At 70.6% G+C, this 16,278-nt stretch carries 13 protein-coding genes; 8 read left to right on the plus strand and 5 right to left on the minus strand.

Going from position 1 to position 16,278, the window contains the following annotated elements; genetic code table 11:
• Window positions 1-11 precede the first annotated feature (11 nt).
• The gene (locus IPL40_10425; protein ID MBK8481577.1) at window positions 12-1,499 is read right to left on the minus strand and encodes a hypothetical protein; all 1,488 of its coding nucleotides are present in this window, start codon (window positions 1,497-1,499) and stop codon (window positions 12-14) included.
• Window positions 1,500-1,749: 250 nt separating this feature from the next.
• Between IPL40_10425 and IPL40_10430 the strand changes: the two genes are divergently transcribed.
• From IPL40_10430 to IPL40_10450, 5 genes are all read left to right on the plus strand, one after another.
• Window positions 1,750-2,508 (plus strand): polyhydroxyalkanoate synthesis regulator DNA-binding domain-containing protein, encoded by a 759-nt coding sequence (locus tag IPL40_10430; protein ID MBK8481578.1) that lies wholly within the window; start codon window positions 1,750-1,752, stop codon window positions 2,506-2,508.
• A 239-nt stretch (window positions 2,509-2,747) separates the two neighbouring features.
• Entirely contained in the window at window positions 2,748-3,731 is a 984-nt protein-coding gene (locus tag IPL40_10435) for an ABC transporter ATP-binding protein (protein ID MBK8481579.1), read from the plus strand.
• A gap of 40 nt (window positions 3,732-3,771) precedes the next feature.
• A complete protein-coding gene (locus tag IPL40_10440; GenBank protein MBK8481580.1) occupies window positions 3,772-4,482 on the plus strand; it encodes an ABC transporter permease subunit in 711 nt (236 codons plus the stop codon).
• On the plus strand, window positions 4,482-6,416 hold the full coding sequence (locus IPL40_10445; GenBank protein MBK8481581.1) for a Gldg family protein: 1,935 nt from the start codon (window positions 4,482-4,484) through the stop codon (window positions 6,414-6,416). Before IPL40_10440 ends, IPL40_10445 begins: the two co-directional genes overlap by 1 nt.
• Window positions 6,413-7,900, plus strand: coding sequence for a DUF4340 domain-containing protein (locus tag IPL40_10450; protein MBK8481582.1), 1,488 nt, complete (start codon window positions 6,413-6,415; stop codon window positions 7,898-7,900). Before IPL40_10445 ends, IPL40_10450 begins: the two co-directional genes overlap by 4 nt.
• A gap of 172 nt (window positions 7,901-8,072) precedes the next feature.
• On the opposite strand, the gene recA is transcribed toward IPL40_10450, so the two are convergent.
• The 3 genes from recA to IPL40_10465 all read right to left on the minus strand — a co-directional run bounded on the left by recA (window position 8,073) and on the right by IPL40_10465 (window position 11,339).
• A complete protein-coding gene (recA, locus tag IPL40_10455; GenBank protein MBK8481583.1) occupies window positions 8,073-9,308 on the minus strand; it encodes a recombinase RecA in 1,236 nt (411 codons plus the stop codon).
• 29 nt (window positions 9,309-9,337) lie between these two features.
• Window positions 9,338-9,922, minus strand: coding sequence for an RNA 2',3'-cyclic phosphodiesterase (thpR, locus tag IPL40_10460; protein ID MBK8481584.1), 585 nt, complete (start codon window positions 9,920-9,922; stop codon window positions 9,338-9,340).
• A gap of 97 nt (window positions 9,923-10,019) precedes the next feature.
• Window positions 10,020-11,339, minus strand: a complete 1,320-nt coding sequence (locus IPL40_10465) for a CinA family nicotinamide mononucleotide deamidase-related protein (protein ID MBK8481585.1) — start codon at window positions 11,337-11,339, stop codon at window positions 10,020-10,022.
• A gap of 87 nt (window positions 11,340-11,426) precedes the next feature.
• Here IPL40_10465 and IPL40_10470 point away from each other — a divergent pair, with 87 nt between their 5' ends.
• Window positions 11,427-13,457, plus strand: a complete 2,031-nt coding sequence (locus IPL40_10470) for a protein kinase (GenBank protein MBK8481586.1) — start codon at window positions 11,427-11,429, stop codon at window positions 13,455-13,457.
• A 14-nt stretch (window positions 13,458-13,471) separates the two neighbouring features.
• Here IPL40_10470 and IPL40_10475 read toward each other — a convergent pair whose 3' ends face one another.
• Complete coding sequence (locus IPL40_10475) at window positions 13,472-14,806, minus strand: MFS transporter (GenBank protein MBK8481587.1); 1,335 nt, start codon at window positions 14,804-14,806, stop codon at window positions 13,472-13,474.
• Window positions 14,807-14,941: 135 nt separating this feature from the next.
• Here IPL40_10475 and hisI point away from each other — a divergent pair, with 135 nt between their 5' ends.
• A complete protein-coding gene (hisI, locus tag IPL40_10480) occupies window positions 14,942-15,343 on the plus strand; it encodes a phosphoribosyl-AMP cyclohydrolase (protein ID MBK8481588.1) in 402 nt (133 codons plus the stop codon).
• Window positions 15,340-16,224, plus strand: coding sequence for an ATP phosphoribosyltransferase (locus tag IPL40_10485; GenBank protein ID MBK8481589.1), 885 nt, complete (start codon window positions 15,340-15,342; stop codon window positions 16,222-16,224). The genes hisI and IPL40_10485 overlap by 4 nt, the downstream gene beginning before the upstream one ends.
• Window positions 16,225-16,278: the final 54 nt, after the last annotated feature.

A 16,278-nucleotide genomic window follows, 5' to 3' on the forward strand; every position in this document is an offset into this window, starting at 1 on the left:
CGGATTCACCCTCAGCGCGCCCCAGGTCGCGCCTCGAAGGGCTCAACCCTGCTGATCGCCACCCGCACGGACTGCTCCTCGGCCGCCGCGAGCCCTGGCGGCAGAGGGGTCAACACCACCATGTAGGGAACCACCTCGCCCGGACCGAGGCGGGCGTTGCGCCGCTCTCGTCCCGCCGGGTTGATCGCCCCGCGAAGCCCGCGCGCGCTCAGTCGGCTGAGCTCCGCCACGGTAAAGACGTTGTCCAGCGGCGCCTCCGCGCTGGCCACGATCACCCCACCGCGCTCGATCCAGGCCCGGACGTAGACGAATCCGCGGGCCACGGGGCTGCCGTTCTCTACCGTACCGCGGACGAGCAGCACCCGCGGCTGATCAGCGAGCGCGGCGACCTCCGTCGCTGGCCCGGTCAAGCGGAGCTCGGCCAGCAGGGGATTCGCCGGCTCCTCTGACCCAAAGGCGCGGGTCAACATCCGACCGAACCGGCCGACATCGAGCGTCCAATCGTTGCGCGCGAGCACGAAGAGCGCGAGCGCCGCGGCCGCCAGACCGAGCAAGAGCATGGCCGCCCCGAAGGGCCGCAGGCCTCGCGGCGCCTCCCGCCGCCACTCGGGACGCAGCTCGGCGGTGGCATCCGTCTCGATGCCCATCGCGAGGTCGAACTCCGGATCGCTGTAGCAACCCTCCGGCGGGCCCAGGCGCCCCGGTCCGCTGGCGCTCGTGAGCAGCGGGGGCGTCGCCACCGGCACCACCCCGGGATGATCGGGGGCAGTCGCGCGCTCGCGCAGCCACGGCCGGGCAGCGCCCTGCCCCCCACGCGGTGCCGTCGCTCCGAGCGCCGCCAGCACCGCGAGCGGGACGCCGCCGGCGTCGTCCTGGGAAGGGCCGCCGAGGGCTTGCTGCTCCGGCCCTCCGGACTCGGGCTCCGTCACCAGCGGAGCGAGAGCCTCGGCGCCCTTGCCCACGGCCTGCAGCGTCGGATCCGTCTGCGTCGGCGTGGTCACGAGCGCCGCCGCCGAAACCTCGCCCGGCGCGGAGGCCTGCACGGTCGGCAGCTGGGCAAGCGCCTCAGGCACGCGGATCTCCTGCGTCACAGCCTCCATCGCCGCGCGACGCCAGGAGCCACCGCCAGCGCCCACCGGCTGCTCCGACGGCTCGAGGCCCGAGGACGCTGCTTGCTCTTCCTGCAGCAGCGGATCGACCACGACACTGGAGGTCGTGTCGATGCGATGCACCGAGGTGCCGGGCGCGCCAATCACGCCTGCGGCCTGCTCGGCCTGAAACGAGGTCTTCGGCGCCGACGCCAGCGTCGGCACCAGGGCCGGCAAGCGTCCCGCGGCCGGAAGCCCAGGCGCGGTCGGCGCGTTGGCGGCCACCGCAGCGACCACGTTGACGGCAAAGGCGAAGCCGCAGCGCGCGCAGGTCAGGCCCTGCACACCGGCCTGCGGCTCAGCGCCGTCGAGCACGAGATGGGCCCTGCACTGAGGGCAGGCGACTTGCATGAACTGGATACCTGTCTGCTAGGTGATTGCCTGCCGACGCCTGCCCGCGACCCGATCGCCGCCAGAGGAAGCAAGCCGAGATCGGCGCGAACGCCGGCGCCGCGCTCGGCCCCGTTGTTGAAGTATCCGCGATGCTGGGCGGGTAGATCAAGATGCCCAGCGGCCGCCGCGCGCTGGCGCTCGATCGGCGCTGGCCGGAGCGGGTGGCCTGGGGCACTATCGCTGCAGTCACGCTCAGGATGAGACGCCGATGACCAAGCAACAGCGCGTAATCAAGCGCTACGCCAACCGCAAGCTCTATGACACGCTGGATAGCCGCTACGTCACGCTCGACCAACTCGCCGAGTTCATCCGCGCTGGCGAGGACCTCAGCGTGCACGACAACACGACCAAAGAAGATCTGACGGCCATGACCCTCGCGCAGATCATCTTCGAGGAGGAGCGCAGGCGCAGCGTCGTGCCGCTGACGATGCTGCGCCGGATCATTCAGAGCAGCGAGGAGTCCTTCCACGAGCTGGTGGGCAAGCTCGAGGAGTCGGCGGGGCGGGTCGGCCGGGTCTTCCGCCGTGATGAGGTTACCGCCGCTGCTGCCGCCGCTGCGACCCCCACGGCGATCTCGGGCGCGACCGCCGGCGGGACCTCCGGCCCGGGATTGGCGGCGGGCGCCGCTGCGACCAGCGACGCGGAGGCGAGCCCCGCCGCGCAACCCGCGCTCCCGCTGGCCGCGACCGCGCTCCCGGCGCGCGAAGGCCCAGGGCCGACGAGTAGCGAAGGTGGGCGCACGGTGCGCGACCTGATCGAGAACATCCAGCAGACGATCGACGAATGGCATCGGCGCGTCGATGCCAACGTCCATAGCGCGATCGAAAGCGTGTCGCCCCTGGTGCCGCTGCAGCGCGAGCTGCAGACCCTGAATGACCGCCTGGGACAAATCGAGCAGCGGCTCGCTCGGGTCGAAAGCGTCGAGCAAGCGCTCGCGGGCGGCACCAGCGATGACGGGGGAACCTAGCGCTCGAGCAGGCAGCAAGTCGGTCAGCTCGTCCAGCGGCTGAGGCGGATTCGGCCGCCAGCGTCGTCCCGCACGGCCCCGGGAATGCGCGCCGCTCGATGCGGGTTCCTGGGCGCTGAGCGTTCCGTCGAGCGCTCGGGCGTCGGCGATCGGTCGACGGGCGCCTTGACCCTCGTGGGCGCGCTCAGATACCGTTCGCGCGCCGCCAACTGGAGAGCGCGGCGAGAGGGCGAGGTCGTATGATTTCCGCAAGAGGCCTGACCAAGTTCTACGGCGACCGTTGCGCGGTCCATGAGCTCGACTTCACGATTGAAGGTGGCGAAATCGTCGGCTTCCTCGGGCTCAACGGCGCCGGCAAGACCACCACCTTGCGCATCCTCGCTTGCCTGCTGCTGCCATCGCGCGGCACCGTGCGCATCCACGATCTCGACGTCGTCGACAATCCGCACGAGATCCGCAAGCTGGTCGGCTTCCTGCCCGAGACCCCACCGCTCTACGCGGAGATGAGCGTCGAGAGCTATCTGCGCTTCGTCGGCCAGCTCCGGGGCCTGAGCGGCGCGCGCCTGCGCGAACGCCTCGGCGAGGTGTTGCGCCAGACGAGTCTGGAGGACGTGCGGCGGCAGGTGATCGGCAGCCTCTCCCACGGCTACCGCCAGCGCGTCGGCATCGCCCAGGCCGTGATCCACGATCCGCCCGTGCTGATCCTCGACGAGCCGATTCAGGGGCTCGATCCGGTGCAGATCGTCGAGATGCGCGAGCTGGTACGCGGGCTCAAGGGGCGCCATACGATCCTGCTCTCGAGCCATATTCTCTCGGAGATCCACCAGACCTGCGACCGGCTGATGGTGCTCCAGCATGGCCGCCTCGCCGCGGTCGGCACCGAGCGCGAGCTGACGAGCCGACTGACCGGCAGCCAGCGGCTGTCGTTGCTGGTGCGGGGGCACCCGGAGCCCCTGCTGCGCCTCGTCGGCAGCGTTGCGCACGTCCAGAGCTGCGACGCCCAGAGCGCCGATCATGGCGCAGCGACCGAAACCGGCCTCCAGCGGCTGAGTGTCACCAGCAGCGAGGACATCCGCGAGCGCCTCTGTTGCCGGCTGGTCGAGGGCGGCTTCGGCGTCCTCGAGTTGGGGCGCGCCGAGGCCGAGCTCGAGACTGTTTTTCTACAGCTCGCCCGTGGCGGCGAGCCAGCGCCGGCAGGGTCCCCCGCACCGGCTCAACCCTGAGTCGGCACAAGCCACAGGAGAAGAACGACCGATGCGCAACATGCTGCTGATTGCGCGCCGCGAGTTGGGCGCCTACGTCTGCTTGCCGATGGGCTACGTGATCGTAGCCCTGGTGCTCTTCGTCGACGGCCTGCTCTTCAACGCCTACGCCCTCGGCGGCGAGGCGAAGCTCTCGACCGAGGTGCTGCAGCTATTCTTCGCCTTCGCGTCGTTCATGACGATGGTCTCCGGGGTGCTGCTGGCCATGCGACTGGTCGCCGAGGAGCACCAGCTCGGCACCCTGACGCTGCTGCTCACGGCGCCGGTGCGCGACGGCGAGATCGTGATGGGCAAGTTCCTCTCGGCCCTCGTCTTCTTCAAGATCATGACGCTGCTCAGCCTGTATTTGCCGCTGCTGGTCTTCGTCAACGGAAAGGTCGCGCTTGGCCACATCGTCGGCGGCTATCTCGGCCTGCTGCTGCTGGGGAGCCTCAGCATCTCGATCGGCCTCTTCGCCTCGGCGCTGGCGCGCAGTCAGATCGTCGCTGCGGTGACGGGCGGCGCGCTGCTCACGGCCTGCTACCTGCTCTACCTCGGCGCCGGCCTGGTCGAGCCGCCGCTCCGCGAGCTGCTGGCCTATCTCTCGCCACAACGCCATTTGCAATGGCAGACCGGCCTGATCACCAGCCGCGATGTCTTCTACTACCTGTCGGCGAGCGGGCTCTTTCTCGTGCTCACGACGCACGTGCTGCAGGCGCGGAGGTGGCGCTGATGACTGCCCCAACGGATCGGAGCGCCACGGCGAGCGACCGAGCGGCGGTGGCCTCGGGCAAGCGCGGCGCCGGCGGACTGCCGCTGACGGCAGCCTACCTGGCGGCGATGTTGCTGCTCTATGTCGGCGAGCACCTGCTCTTCGAGTCGCTCGCGCTACGGGCGAGCTTGGCGACGCTGGCGCTGGCGCTGATCGCGGTCGCCATCGGCGGTCGCCTGCGGCGGATGCGCAAGCTGCATCACGGGGCGCGACCGGTCGAGCGTTCGATCGTGATCGCCTATGTAGCAGGCGTCGGCGCCTTGCTGATCTATGCGCTCCAGGCGGACTTCGCGCTGGAGCTGCTGGGGCCACACTTCGGTAGCCCGCAGGCGGCGCAGCGCTGGAGCGCCGCGCTGGCGACGCTCTGGGTCGTCGTCTGGGTCTGCGCGATCACGCCGCTGATCTTCGTCGAGATCTCCTACGCGCCGATGGACACCTCGCGGACCGTCGAGCTGCGGCGCATCCGCCGTTCGTGGCAAAGCGGGCTGGTCGTCGCCTTGACCGCCGCCCTGACCTTCACCCTCAACTTCATCGCTAACGAGCTCAACACCAGCGTCGACCTGAGCTACTTCAAGACCACTCACCCCTCCGAGTCCTCGAAGAAGATGGTGCAGCAGCTGAGCGAGCCGCTGCGCGTCGTGCTCTTCTTCCCGGGGGCCAACGAGGTACTGCAGCACGTGCGCTCCTTCTTCGAGGACCTCCACGCCGCCTCGCCACAGCTGCGACTCGAGTTCGTCGATCAGGTGCTCGAGCCCAAGCTGGCCAAGGAGCTCGGCGCCACCGAAAACGGCGTCGTCGTCTTCGTCCGCGGGACGCAGAAGGAAACGCTGACCATCGGCGACCGCTTGCAGCGGGCCAAGAGCAAGCTCAAGCGCCTCGACGCCGACTTCCAACAGATCTTTCTGCGGCTGCTGCGGACGCAGAAGGTCGCCTATTTCACCGTCGGCCACGAGGAGCGCGCGCAGCAGCAGCGCGACAACGCCGCGGCCAATGGCGGGCTACGCGACCTGCGCAAGCTGCTCGAGGGGCTCAATTATCGCGTGCGCGATCTCGGCCTCGCGGACGGGCTCGGCTCCGAGATCCCGGGCGACGCGACGATGGTGCTGGTGATCGGCCCCAAGCAGCCCTTTCTTCCGGCCGAGAGCGCGACGCTGGCCGCCTATCTGCGGCGCGGCGGTCGCGCCTTGGTCATGCTCGACCCCGACGCGGGGGTCACCCTCGATGATCTGCTCAATCCCTTCGGCCTCAAGTACGTCGCGCAGCCGCTGGCGGTCGAGGTCCCCTTGGCTCGGGTCAGCTTTACGCAGGCTGATCGACAGCTGATGGTGACCAACCGCTTTGGCACCCATCCCAGCGTCGGCACGCTCAGCCGCCACTCGACTCAGCTCGTGGTGGTGATGGCCGGCGCTGGTTACCTGGAGCAGCAGCCGCCCGCGAGCGCGCTCCAGCCAGCGCCACGGGTCTCCTTCACGGTGCACTCGCTGCCGCTGGCCTGGAACGACGCCAACAATAACTTCGCGCTCGACCCACCGGGCGAGCAGCGCAAGCTCTACGAGCTGGCTGCTGCCGTCGAGATCACCTCGCCCAAGCCCTCCAGCGCGCCCAGCGGCAGCGCGGGCGAGACGCGGATGATCGTCGTCGCCGACTCCGATCTGGCCTCGGACGGCCTGCTCTTCTCGCGGGCGGTCGGCAATCGCTATCTCCTGCTCGATGCCTTCAAGTGGCTGGGCGGTGACGAGCGGCTGATCGGCGAGACAGCGTCCGAAGAAGACATACCGATCGCCCACACGCGCCAGCAGGACCAGCTCTGGTTCTATCTGACGATCTTCGGCATGCCAGCCCTGGTGCTCGGGTTCGGCCTGCTCTACACCCAACGGCGCAGGAGAATGGGATGAACCGCTCGGTCGCCGCTCATGCAACTGCGCTCGCGCTGGCGCTCGTCGCCGCCTACCTGGTCTGGACGCGTGAGCCGAGCGCAGATGACAACACGGTCGCCGTCCTCAGCCTCTCGCCGCTGGACAGCGTGACCTATCGCTCGGCCGAGCGCACCGTCGCGCTGACGCGCGGTCGCGACGAGGAGGGCGAGTACTACTGGGTCGACGTCGAGACGATCCAGCAGCCGCCCGCACAGCCGATGACGCCGCCTCCGGCGCCCCCGCCCGCGTCAGCGCCCGGCGCCGCCCCACCCTCGGCGCCGCGCCCGGAGCCGACGCCACCGCTCGGGGTCCCACCAGGACCGAACGGTCGAGGGCGACCAGGCGCTCCCCCGCTACCGCCAGGCCAACGCCCGCCGCCCCGCTTCGGCGCCCCGGACGCGCCCGCCGCGGCGCCGCCCGCGCCGAGACCCGCGCGCGCGCCGAGAGTCAAGGCCCCGGCCACGGCGCCCGGCCAGCCCCGAACGCGCCCCAGCGCTGCGCCCCAGGGTGCGCTCGAGTCGCAACCTGACCAACTGCGGGCCCAGACGAGCCGCGAGCAGGGTCTATGGAGCGCCGCATCGATCGCCGGTCCTCCGCCCGCGATGCCGGCGGCGCCGCCAGCACCGCCCGCAGGACCGCCCTTAAGTCCCCCGCTGCCCCCGCCGGCGCCGCCCGCGATCGCGCCCGTGAAGCGACTTCGCGGCTTCCTCGGCAACGAGGCGGCTACCGAGTTGGCCAAGAGCCTCTCCCGGCTGGCGGCGCTGCGTGCCCTCGGCCGCGTGCCCAGCGACAAGCTGGCGGAGCTGGGCCTCGCCGGCACAGCCACGACGTTGACGCTGCGCAGCGGACGCAACACGCGCAGCTTCGTCGTCGGTGGTCGGACCTTCGGTAACAACGACGTCTACCTGCTCGACCAGAGCGACGGCCACGTCTACGTCGTGCGCCCTGGCCCCGTGCAGGATCTGACGAACGCCGAGTTTCGGCTGCAGGACCGTCGACTGCACGCCTTCGAGCTAGCGGAGATCGACCGCGTCGTCATCCGCGCCAGCGCGGGTGACCAGGCGACTGGCGAGCAGACCCTGCTGCAACATGATGCGCGCGTGCCCGACAAGAGCTTCTGGACGCTAGCCAGCGCCGTCGATCAAAGCCGCCGCAATGAGCTGATCGATAACTGGATCGGGAAGCTGAAGCGACTGCAGGTGCTGGATTACGTCGCCAAGGATGAGCCGACGGAGGGCCAGAAGCTGCGGCTACGCGTCGAATACTTCGACGGCCGAAGGCGCAGGGGCTTCGTCGAAGTGCTGGAGCGGACCCTGCTCAGCCCCGCCACCGTCGCTGCGCTCCCGGGCGGCGGTCACGACTACTTCGCGCGCACGGAGCACACCCGGCGCTTGGTCAAGCTGAGCCGGCCGCTCGTCGAAGAGCTCGAGCGAGAAGTCGGCGCGGTGATCAAGGCGAAGTAGTCGAAGGCGTCCGAAGGGCTCGAGGGCGTCTCGCACCTCGCTCGCAGCGCGAGGTGCGAGCGAGGTGCGAGCGAGGTGCGAGCGAGGTGCGAGCGAGGTGCGAGCGAGGACGCGTTGAGCGCGACCGCGCAGGGGCGCTCGAGGACGCGTGGGTTGTTTCGCTGACGCGGCCTTACTTGCTGGCGCGTGGCGCGCTCTTCCCGGTCCCGTTGCCTGCACTGCCGCCACTGGCCCCCATCGGCATCGATGGCACCGTTGCTGCTGCGGCGGCTGCGGCGCCCGCGCTCGAGGACCTCGCCCCGGCGCCCCTGGCGGTGACGTCGCTCTTCGCGGACTCGCCCTTGGCCGCTGCCGCGGCGGTCGCCGTCTCGCTCGCGGCGGGCTCCTGGCCCAGCAGCCCGGCCTTGCGCAGCAGCGCCTCGCGAACCTGAGCCGCAAGCTGGGGATGGTCCTTGAGATACTGCTTGGCGTTCTCTCGGCCCTGCCCGATGCGCTCGCCTGCATACGCATACCAAGCGCCGCTCTTCTCCAGCACGTCCTGCTCGGCACCGAGGTCGACCAGGTCACCCAGCGTGCTTATCCCCTCGCCATAGATGATATCGAACTCGACCTGGCGAAAGGGCGGCGCCAGCTTGTTCTTCACGACCTTGACCCGCGTCCGGTTGCCGACCACGACCTCGCCCTGCTTGATCGCCCCGATGCGCCGAATGTCGAGCCGCACTGAGGAGTAGAACTTGAGCGCGTTGCCGCCCGTCGTCGTCTCGGGGCTACCGAACATCACGCCGATCTTCATGCGGATCTGATTGATGAAGAGCAGCATGGTCTCGCTGCGATGAATGGTCGCCGTCAGCTTGCGCAGCGCCTGACTCATCAAGCGCGCCTGCAGACCGACGTGCGCATCGCCCATATCGCCCTCGAGCTCGGCGCGCGGCGTCAGCGCCGCGACCGAGTCGACGACGATCACGCTGATCGCCGCCGAGCGGACGAGCATGTCTGCGATCTCCAGCGCCTGCTCGCCGAAGTCGGGCTGCGAGATCAAGAGGTCGTCGGTGCGCACCCCGAGCTTGCGCGCGTACTGAACGTCGAGCGCGTGCTCAGCGTCGATGAACGCGCAGACGCCGCCGGCGCGCTGCGCTTCGGCGATGACATGCAGCGCCAGGGTGGTCTTGCCCGACGACTCGGGACCGAAGACCTCGGCGATTCGGCCGCGCGGCATCCCACCGGTGCCCAACGCGATGTCGAGGCCCAACGAGCCAGTGGAAATGATCGGGATGTCCTTGCCGAGCTTGCCGTCGGCCCCGAGGCGCATGATCGCGCCCTTGCCGAACTGCTTCTCGATCGAGGCGACGGTCAGCTCGATCGTGCGCTCGCGGGTGTCTTGGTCGCGCTTGGGGGCTTCTGCTGCCATGGTCTTAGCTACTCCTCGGCACGACGCGCTCAGCGTTCGTCGTGCCCTGAACGCTGCAGCGCGAAACGGGCGATTGCCGTGTACTCGGCCCCACGTCGCTGCAGCTCGCTGCGATAAAGCACAACCTCGGTCGGCACAGCCGACCCCACCCGATGATCGGTCCACGGGGTGCACACCTCGGCAGTGCCCTCCTTGACCCGACCAAGCGTCAGGTGCGGAAAAAAGGCCCGCGGCTCGGGCGCAAAGCCCAGCGCGTCGACCCAGCCGTTGACGTCCTCGGCCAGCCGCGCCAGGCCGCCCTCGGCATCGCGCAGCCCGGCGCAGAGCACCTGCGGCTGCGCCGGCGTCGGCAGGGCAAAGAGCCCATGCACCTGGAGCGGAAACGCGCGGCGGCCCGCCAACCCAGCGGCCAGCCGGTCGCGCAGGGCGAAGGTCACCTCCTGCGGAATCTCGCCGAGGAAGCGTAGCGTGACGTGCAGATTCGTCGCGGGCACCCAGGCCACCCGCAGCCCGAGCCGCTCGGCCTCGGCGCAGAGCTCCGCCTGCAGCTTGAACACCTGCTCGATCACCGCCACGGGCAGGTTGAGCGCGATGAAGGCGCGGATTCTTTCCATCCTGCGGCGTGGCTCCGATCGGTTGAAGCGCCAGTTATCCGCGCTGCCGGCGCCATGTCAAGGCGGCCCGCGGCGATTCAGCCGACCGACGCGGCCGCTAGGCCCAGCGGCCGCCACAGGGATCGTCGCCGTTGAAGTCCTCGCCGCGCAGCCGGGCACGCAGCAGCCACAGCGCCACATAGGCCGCGGCCAGCCTGTTACGCCCGCGATCGTAGGGCAGTCGCCGCTGCAGATGGCTCACGCCGCGGCCGTCGGCGACGGCGAAATGCACCGTGCCCACGGGCTTGGCGAGGCTGCCCCCGTCGGGTCCGGCAATCCCCGTCACCGCCAGCCCGTACTCGGCCGGCGCCCGCTCACGCACCGCGCGCGCCATCGCCTCGGCGCAGGCGCGGCTGACGGCGCCATGCTCGGCGAGCAGCGCCGCTGGTAGCGCGAGCAGCTCGCGCTTGACCCGGTCGGCATAGGCCACGACCCCGAGCTCGAAGACGGCGCTGCTGCCCGCGGCGCCGGTGAGCAGCTCGGCGACCCGTCCGCCGGTGCAGGACTCCGCCACCGCCACACGCGCGCCGGCTCCCCGCAGAGCGTCCACCAGCGACTCGGCGAAGCTGCGGCCCTCGCGGTCGAAGACAAAGCGCTCGAGGCGCCGAAGGACCTCGGCTTCGAGCGCTTCGACGGCACGGTCCGCGCGGATCTGCGCCGCGGCGGCCTCCCCCTCCGCCCGAGCCACGACGATCACGTGATTCTCGGGGAAGTGCGTGCGGAAGTGGAGTGACGTCACGCAGTCGGTGACGGCCACCGCCGCCAACAGATTACGCAGGGCGGCGTCTGCCTTGCCCTCACCGATCCCGAAGAGCTTGATCGTGCGGCGAGCGACGGCCCCGCGCCGCAGGCGCGCGAGGATCCACGGCGCGACGTGCTCGTCGAACATCGCTCGCATCTCGGCGGGCACGCCAGGGAGCGCGAAGACCTGGCAGCCACCGACGACCAACGCCAGCCCAGGGGCCGTACCGCAAGCGTTGGCCAAGGCCGTCGCCGAGGGCGGCAGCTCCGCCTGCTTGGCGTTGTTGGCGCTGTACTGCAGGTTCATGGCAGCGAAGCGCTGCTCGATCGCCCGGACGAGCTCGGGACGCGACACCAGCCCTTCACCGATGGCCTCGGCGAGGGCGGCGGCCGTCAGGTCGTCGACGGTCGGCCCCAGGCCGCCGGTGATCAGCAGCAGGGAACAACGCGCCGCGGCCTCCTGCACCGCGACAACGATCGCGGCGGGCTCGTCCGCCACGGCGACGACCCGCCGCGCGGGCAGACCGCACTCGAGCAAGCGCGCGCCGAGCCAGGCCGCGTTGCCATTGACGACCTCACCGCGCAGCAGCTCGTCGCCGATCGTCAGGATCTCGCCACCCTCATGTCGCGTCGTCATTTGCCGGCCTCCTGCCCGAGAAACACCGCGTCGCGCGGCGGCCATAAGCCTTCTTCCGTCACCGCGGCTGCCTTATGATCGCCAGCCGTGCTGCTCTGCCCACAATGCCTCGCGCTGCGCACCACTGCGGCGCCCTGTCCGCGCGACGGCGCTACACCGCAGGACTATGCCACGGCGCTCGTCGGCCAGCGCCTGGGACCGTGGCGCCTGCGGGCCAAGGTCGGCGAAGGCGGCATGGCGCTGGTCTACGCCGCCGAGCACGAGGAGCTCGGCCGCCTCGCGGCGATCAAGGTCCTGCGGCCCGAGCTGAGCCTGCGCGAATCCCTCGTCGCGCGCTTTCTACAGGAGGCGCGCGCGGTCAGCCTGATCGGTCATCAAAATATCGTCACCGTCTATGATTTCGGCCGCGCGCCCGGCGATACCAGCTACATCGTGATGGAGTATCTGCGCGGCGCGACGCTGCGCGAGCTGCTCGAGCGCGGCGGGGTGCTGCCGCTCGAGCGCATCGTCGCGATCGTCGAGCAAGTGGGCCAGGCGCTCGCCGCCGCCCATGACAAGGGCTTCGTCCACTGTGACGTCAAGCCGGAGAACATCGTCGTCGACGACAGCGCTGCCCGACCCGCGGTCAAGCTGCTCGACTTCGGCATCGCGACGCTGCTCAGCGCCGACGCGAGGACGGCCGAGACCGCGACGGCCGTCGGCACGGCGCCCTACATGGCACCGGAACAGCTCCGACAGGGCGCCGTCGACGCGCGCACGGATGTCTATGCGCTTGGCGCGCTGACCTACGAGCTCCTGAGCCTTCAGCTCCCCTTCCCCGGCCCGAGCGCGAAGGCGGTGCGCCTGCTGCAGGCCAAGCGCGCACCCGCGCCTCCTTGTGCGCGGCGCGGCGAGCTGAACGTCGCCACGGCGACGGCGTTGGACACCGCCGTCCTGCGCGCGCTGGCCCTGGCCCCCGAGCAGCGCTTTGCCGGCGTCCTCCCCTTTCTCAACGCCCTGGAGGGCGCGCGAACGTCGGCCGGAGCAGCTTCCTCCGCGCCCTTCGCCCCGGCTGGGCCCGCTCGGGCGTCCTCGCCGCGCTGGCGGGCGGCCCTCGCCGCCGGGGTGCTGCTGGCGCTGGTGGCGGGGCTGAGCGCAGCGCGCTGGTGGGGCCTGGGGAGCGCGCGCCGGTCGCCGACCCGGCCCCTGCGCGCGCCTGCGTCCAGCCCCCCTCGCGCGCCGGGTCCGAGGACACCGACGATCGCGACGCCCGCACCGCTCGATCTCGTGCTCGCCGCGCTGCGCGCTGGCGACGCTGCCACCCGCGCACAGGTGCTGGGTTGGCTCGGCGAGCTCAACCGCACCGTCTGCGCCGCCGCCGTGCGCGAGGCGACGACCGACGCTGAGCCGCGGGTACGGCGCAGCGCCGCCCTCGCACTGGCGGCGCTGCGCCCGACGCCCCCCGAGGCGCAGGAGACACTCCAGCGGCTGCTGGCGACAGCGCAGGGGCAGCCGGACCAGGCCTGGCTGCGGCTCGACGCCGCGACCGCTCTCGCGCAGCTCGGCAGCCAGCTCGGCGTGCTCCAGCTCGAGCGCGAGCTGCAGACCGCCAACCCGTGGCTACGCATCGCCATCCTCGAGGCCCTCGCCCGCGCGGGCCAGCGCAGCGGCCTGGCCCTCGCGCGCCAGCTCCGCGAGACCACGCCGGCAACGCGGGCGACGCGCCTGGGGGCGCTGCTGCGGCTCGAACGCACGAGCCGCGGGCGCTGGGCCAAGCAGCAACTGCTCCGAGCCCTGCAGAGCGGCGCCTGGGAGGAGCGCCTGCTGGCGGCGCAGGCCCTGGCCCCGATCGTCCCGGGCCGCAGCCAGGCGGCGTTGCGCCAGGCGCTGCGCAGCGGGCCGAGCGAGGTTCAGCTGCGCGCGGCCGTTCAGCTCGCCCGCGATTTCGGCGACGCCCGCGCCGGCCCGCTGCTGCGCGCGGCCCTGCAGCTCCCCGCACGTGAGGACGACGCCGTCGCGGTCGCGCTGGCGCTGGGGCGCTTGGCCGGCCCGCAGGACCGTGAGGCCCTCCGGGCGGCCCTCGCGCGGCCGCTGCCTCTGCTGCGCCTGGCCGCGGCCGTGGCCCTGCTCGAACCCTGAGGCCCAGCGCGGGCTCAGCGCGCCTGCGGCTCGTAGCGCCGCAGCGCCGGGGTCAGCAGGGCTGCGACCAAGAGCAGGGCGCCGCCAAAGGCCACGCCGTAGGCGCGGTTATTCTGCAGCAACCCCATGATCAGCCCACCCAGGCCGAGGCTGACGCAGATCTCCGGGATGACGATGAACATGTTGAAGATGCCCATGAAGATCCCGTACTGATGCTTGGGCAGGTGGTCGACGAGAATGACGTAGGGCATCGAGACGACCGAAGCCCAGCCGACGCCCGCAGCGATCATCGGCAGGTAGAGCAAGCCGGGCGTGTGGATCAGCGGCACGGCGAGCAGTCCGAGCCCAGCCACAGCGAGCGCCAACGCGTGCGTGTTGGCGCGACCGAAGCGGCGCACCAGCACCGGGATCAGCAGCGCGAAGAGCGGCGTGGCAAGCCCGCGCGCCATCACCGTCGCCGCGGCGAAGCGCACCCCGGCGTCATAACGCGCCGAGTGCGGATCGGTCGCGCCGAAGACGTTATGGGGCACGGCCACCGCGTAGAACATCCACATGCAGAAGAGGCCCATCCAGGTGAAGAACTGGACCAGAGCCAGATGCTTCATCACCGGGGGCATCGTCAGGTAGCAGCTCTTGGTCTCCCGCCACCAGGCGACGAGGGCGGCGAGGACCCCACCAGCGGGTCGGTCGCTGGGGCCTGCCGCGCTAGCGTCGGGCGGGTACTCGGGCGTGCTCACCACTGTCCACAGCACCGCAGCGATGAAGATCGCCGCGCAGAGGTAGAAGGAGTAGTGCATCGCGCTCTTGCCGCTGGCGCGCAGCGCGGGGAAGATCGCCGGGAGATCGATCGAGGCGATGAAGTTGCCGAGGATCGTGCCCAGGCCGATCATCACGCTCTGCATCGCGTAGCCGGTGGGGCGCTGCCGGCTGTTCTGCATGTCGGCGACGAAGGCGCGAAAGGGCTCCATCGTCACGTTGAGCGCGGCGTCGAGCACCCACAGCAGACCTGCTGCCATCCAGAGCGACGATGCGCTGGGCATCAGGACCAACGCGACGGTGCCGAGGATCGCCCCGGCGAGGAAGAAGGGGCGGCGCCGGGCGCGCAGGCGCGGCAGCCAGGTCTTGTCGCTCAGGTACCCGACGATCGGTTGGATCACCAGCCCGGTCGCCGGCGCGGCGAGCCAGAGCAGGGGGATCTCGTCGGGCTTCGCGCCGAGCTGCTCGAAGATCGAGCTCATGCGAGCAAACTGGATCTCGAACCCATGCTGGATGCCGAAGAAGCCGACGCTCATGCTGATCAAGCGCCAGAGCGTCAGATCCGGTTTGCTGGCCGCGCTAGGGTCGTCCATGTCGTGCTCCTTCGGCGCAGATTGTCGCCTCGCGCCGCGACGCGCAACGCCAAAGCGCGCGCGCGAGGCCCGGGTGGTTGTGTGGCGCTCCTGCTTCGGCTAAGAAACGGCGCAACGCAGCGAGGCGAGGGAACGATGAGCAGCGAGAGCAAGACCTGGCGCGAGGTGGTGGATTTCGCCAAGGCCGGTGGCCTGGTGACGGCGATCGCCCAAGACGCCGAGAGCGGCGAGATCCTGATGGTGGCGCACATGAACGAGCAGGCGTTGGCGCGCACGCTCGAGCTGGGCGAGGTGGTCTACTTCAGCCGCTCGCGCCAACGGCTCTGGCACAAGGGGGAGGAGAGCGGCAACGTGCAGCGGGTGCGCGAGGTGCGCGCCGACTGCGACGGCGACGCGATCCTGCTGCTGGTGGAGCAGGTCGGCAATGCCGCCTGTCATACCGGCAAGCGCAGCTGCTTCTTTCGCCGCCTCGACGGGGGCGAAGTTCGCGACGTCGGCGTACAGATCTTCGATCCCCGCCAGGTCTACGGCAAATGAGAGACGCCGACGGCCGGCTTCGGCTGGGGATTCCCAAGGGCAGCCTGCAGGCGACGACCCAGCGCCTCTTCGGCCTGGCGGGCTACGATCTGCGGATCTCGGGGCGCTCCTACTACCCCGAGATCGATGACCCCGCGGTCCAGTGCATCTTGATTCGACCCCAGGAGATGGCGCGCTACGTCGAGCACGGCGTGCTCGACGTGGCGATCACGGGGCTGGACTGGCTGCTCGAGACCGGCGCCGACGTCGTCGAGCTCGCCGACCTGCGCGCCCCGTGGCCCAACTTCGGCGTCGTGCGCTGGCTGATGGCCGTCAAGGACGGCTCGCCCTTCAGCAGCGTCGACGATCTGCAGGGCAAGCGCATCGCCACCGAGGCGGTGGGGATGACGCAACGCTTCCTTCGCGAGCACGGCGTCAGCGCCGAGGTGGAGTTTTCCTGGGGCGCGACCGAGGTCAAGCCGCCGATCCTCGCCGACGCGATCGTCGATGTCTCCGAGACGGGGTCGAGCCTGCGAGCCAACGCGCTGCACGCGATCCACGTCGTGCTGGAGAGCACGCCGCGCCTGATCGCCAGCCATGCCGCGCTGGCCGATAGCGCGCGCAAGGGACAGATCGAGCGCTTGCTGATGCTGCTGCGCGGCGCCATCACCGCGGCCACACGGGTGATGCTTTCGATGAACGTGCCCCGCGATCGGCTGGCGCAGGTGCTGGCGATCCTTCCGGCGCTCGCGACGCCCACCACCGCCCCGCTCGCTGACGCGGGCTGGCTCGATGTCAGCACGGTGGTCGAGGAGAAGCAGGCGCGCCTGCTGATCCCCGAGCTCTATGCCGCCGGCGCGCGCAGCATCATCGAGCTGCCGATCAACAAGCTCATCGAGTAGCGGGGCCGCGCTGAAGCCGACGCCCGACGGCGCTGAATAGCCGCTGCCTGCGCT

It is taken from the genome of Pseudomonadota bacterium (assembly GCA_016711215.1).
GTDB lineage: Bacteria > Myxococcota_A > Polyangia.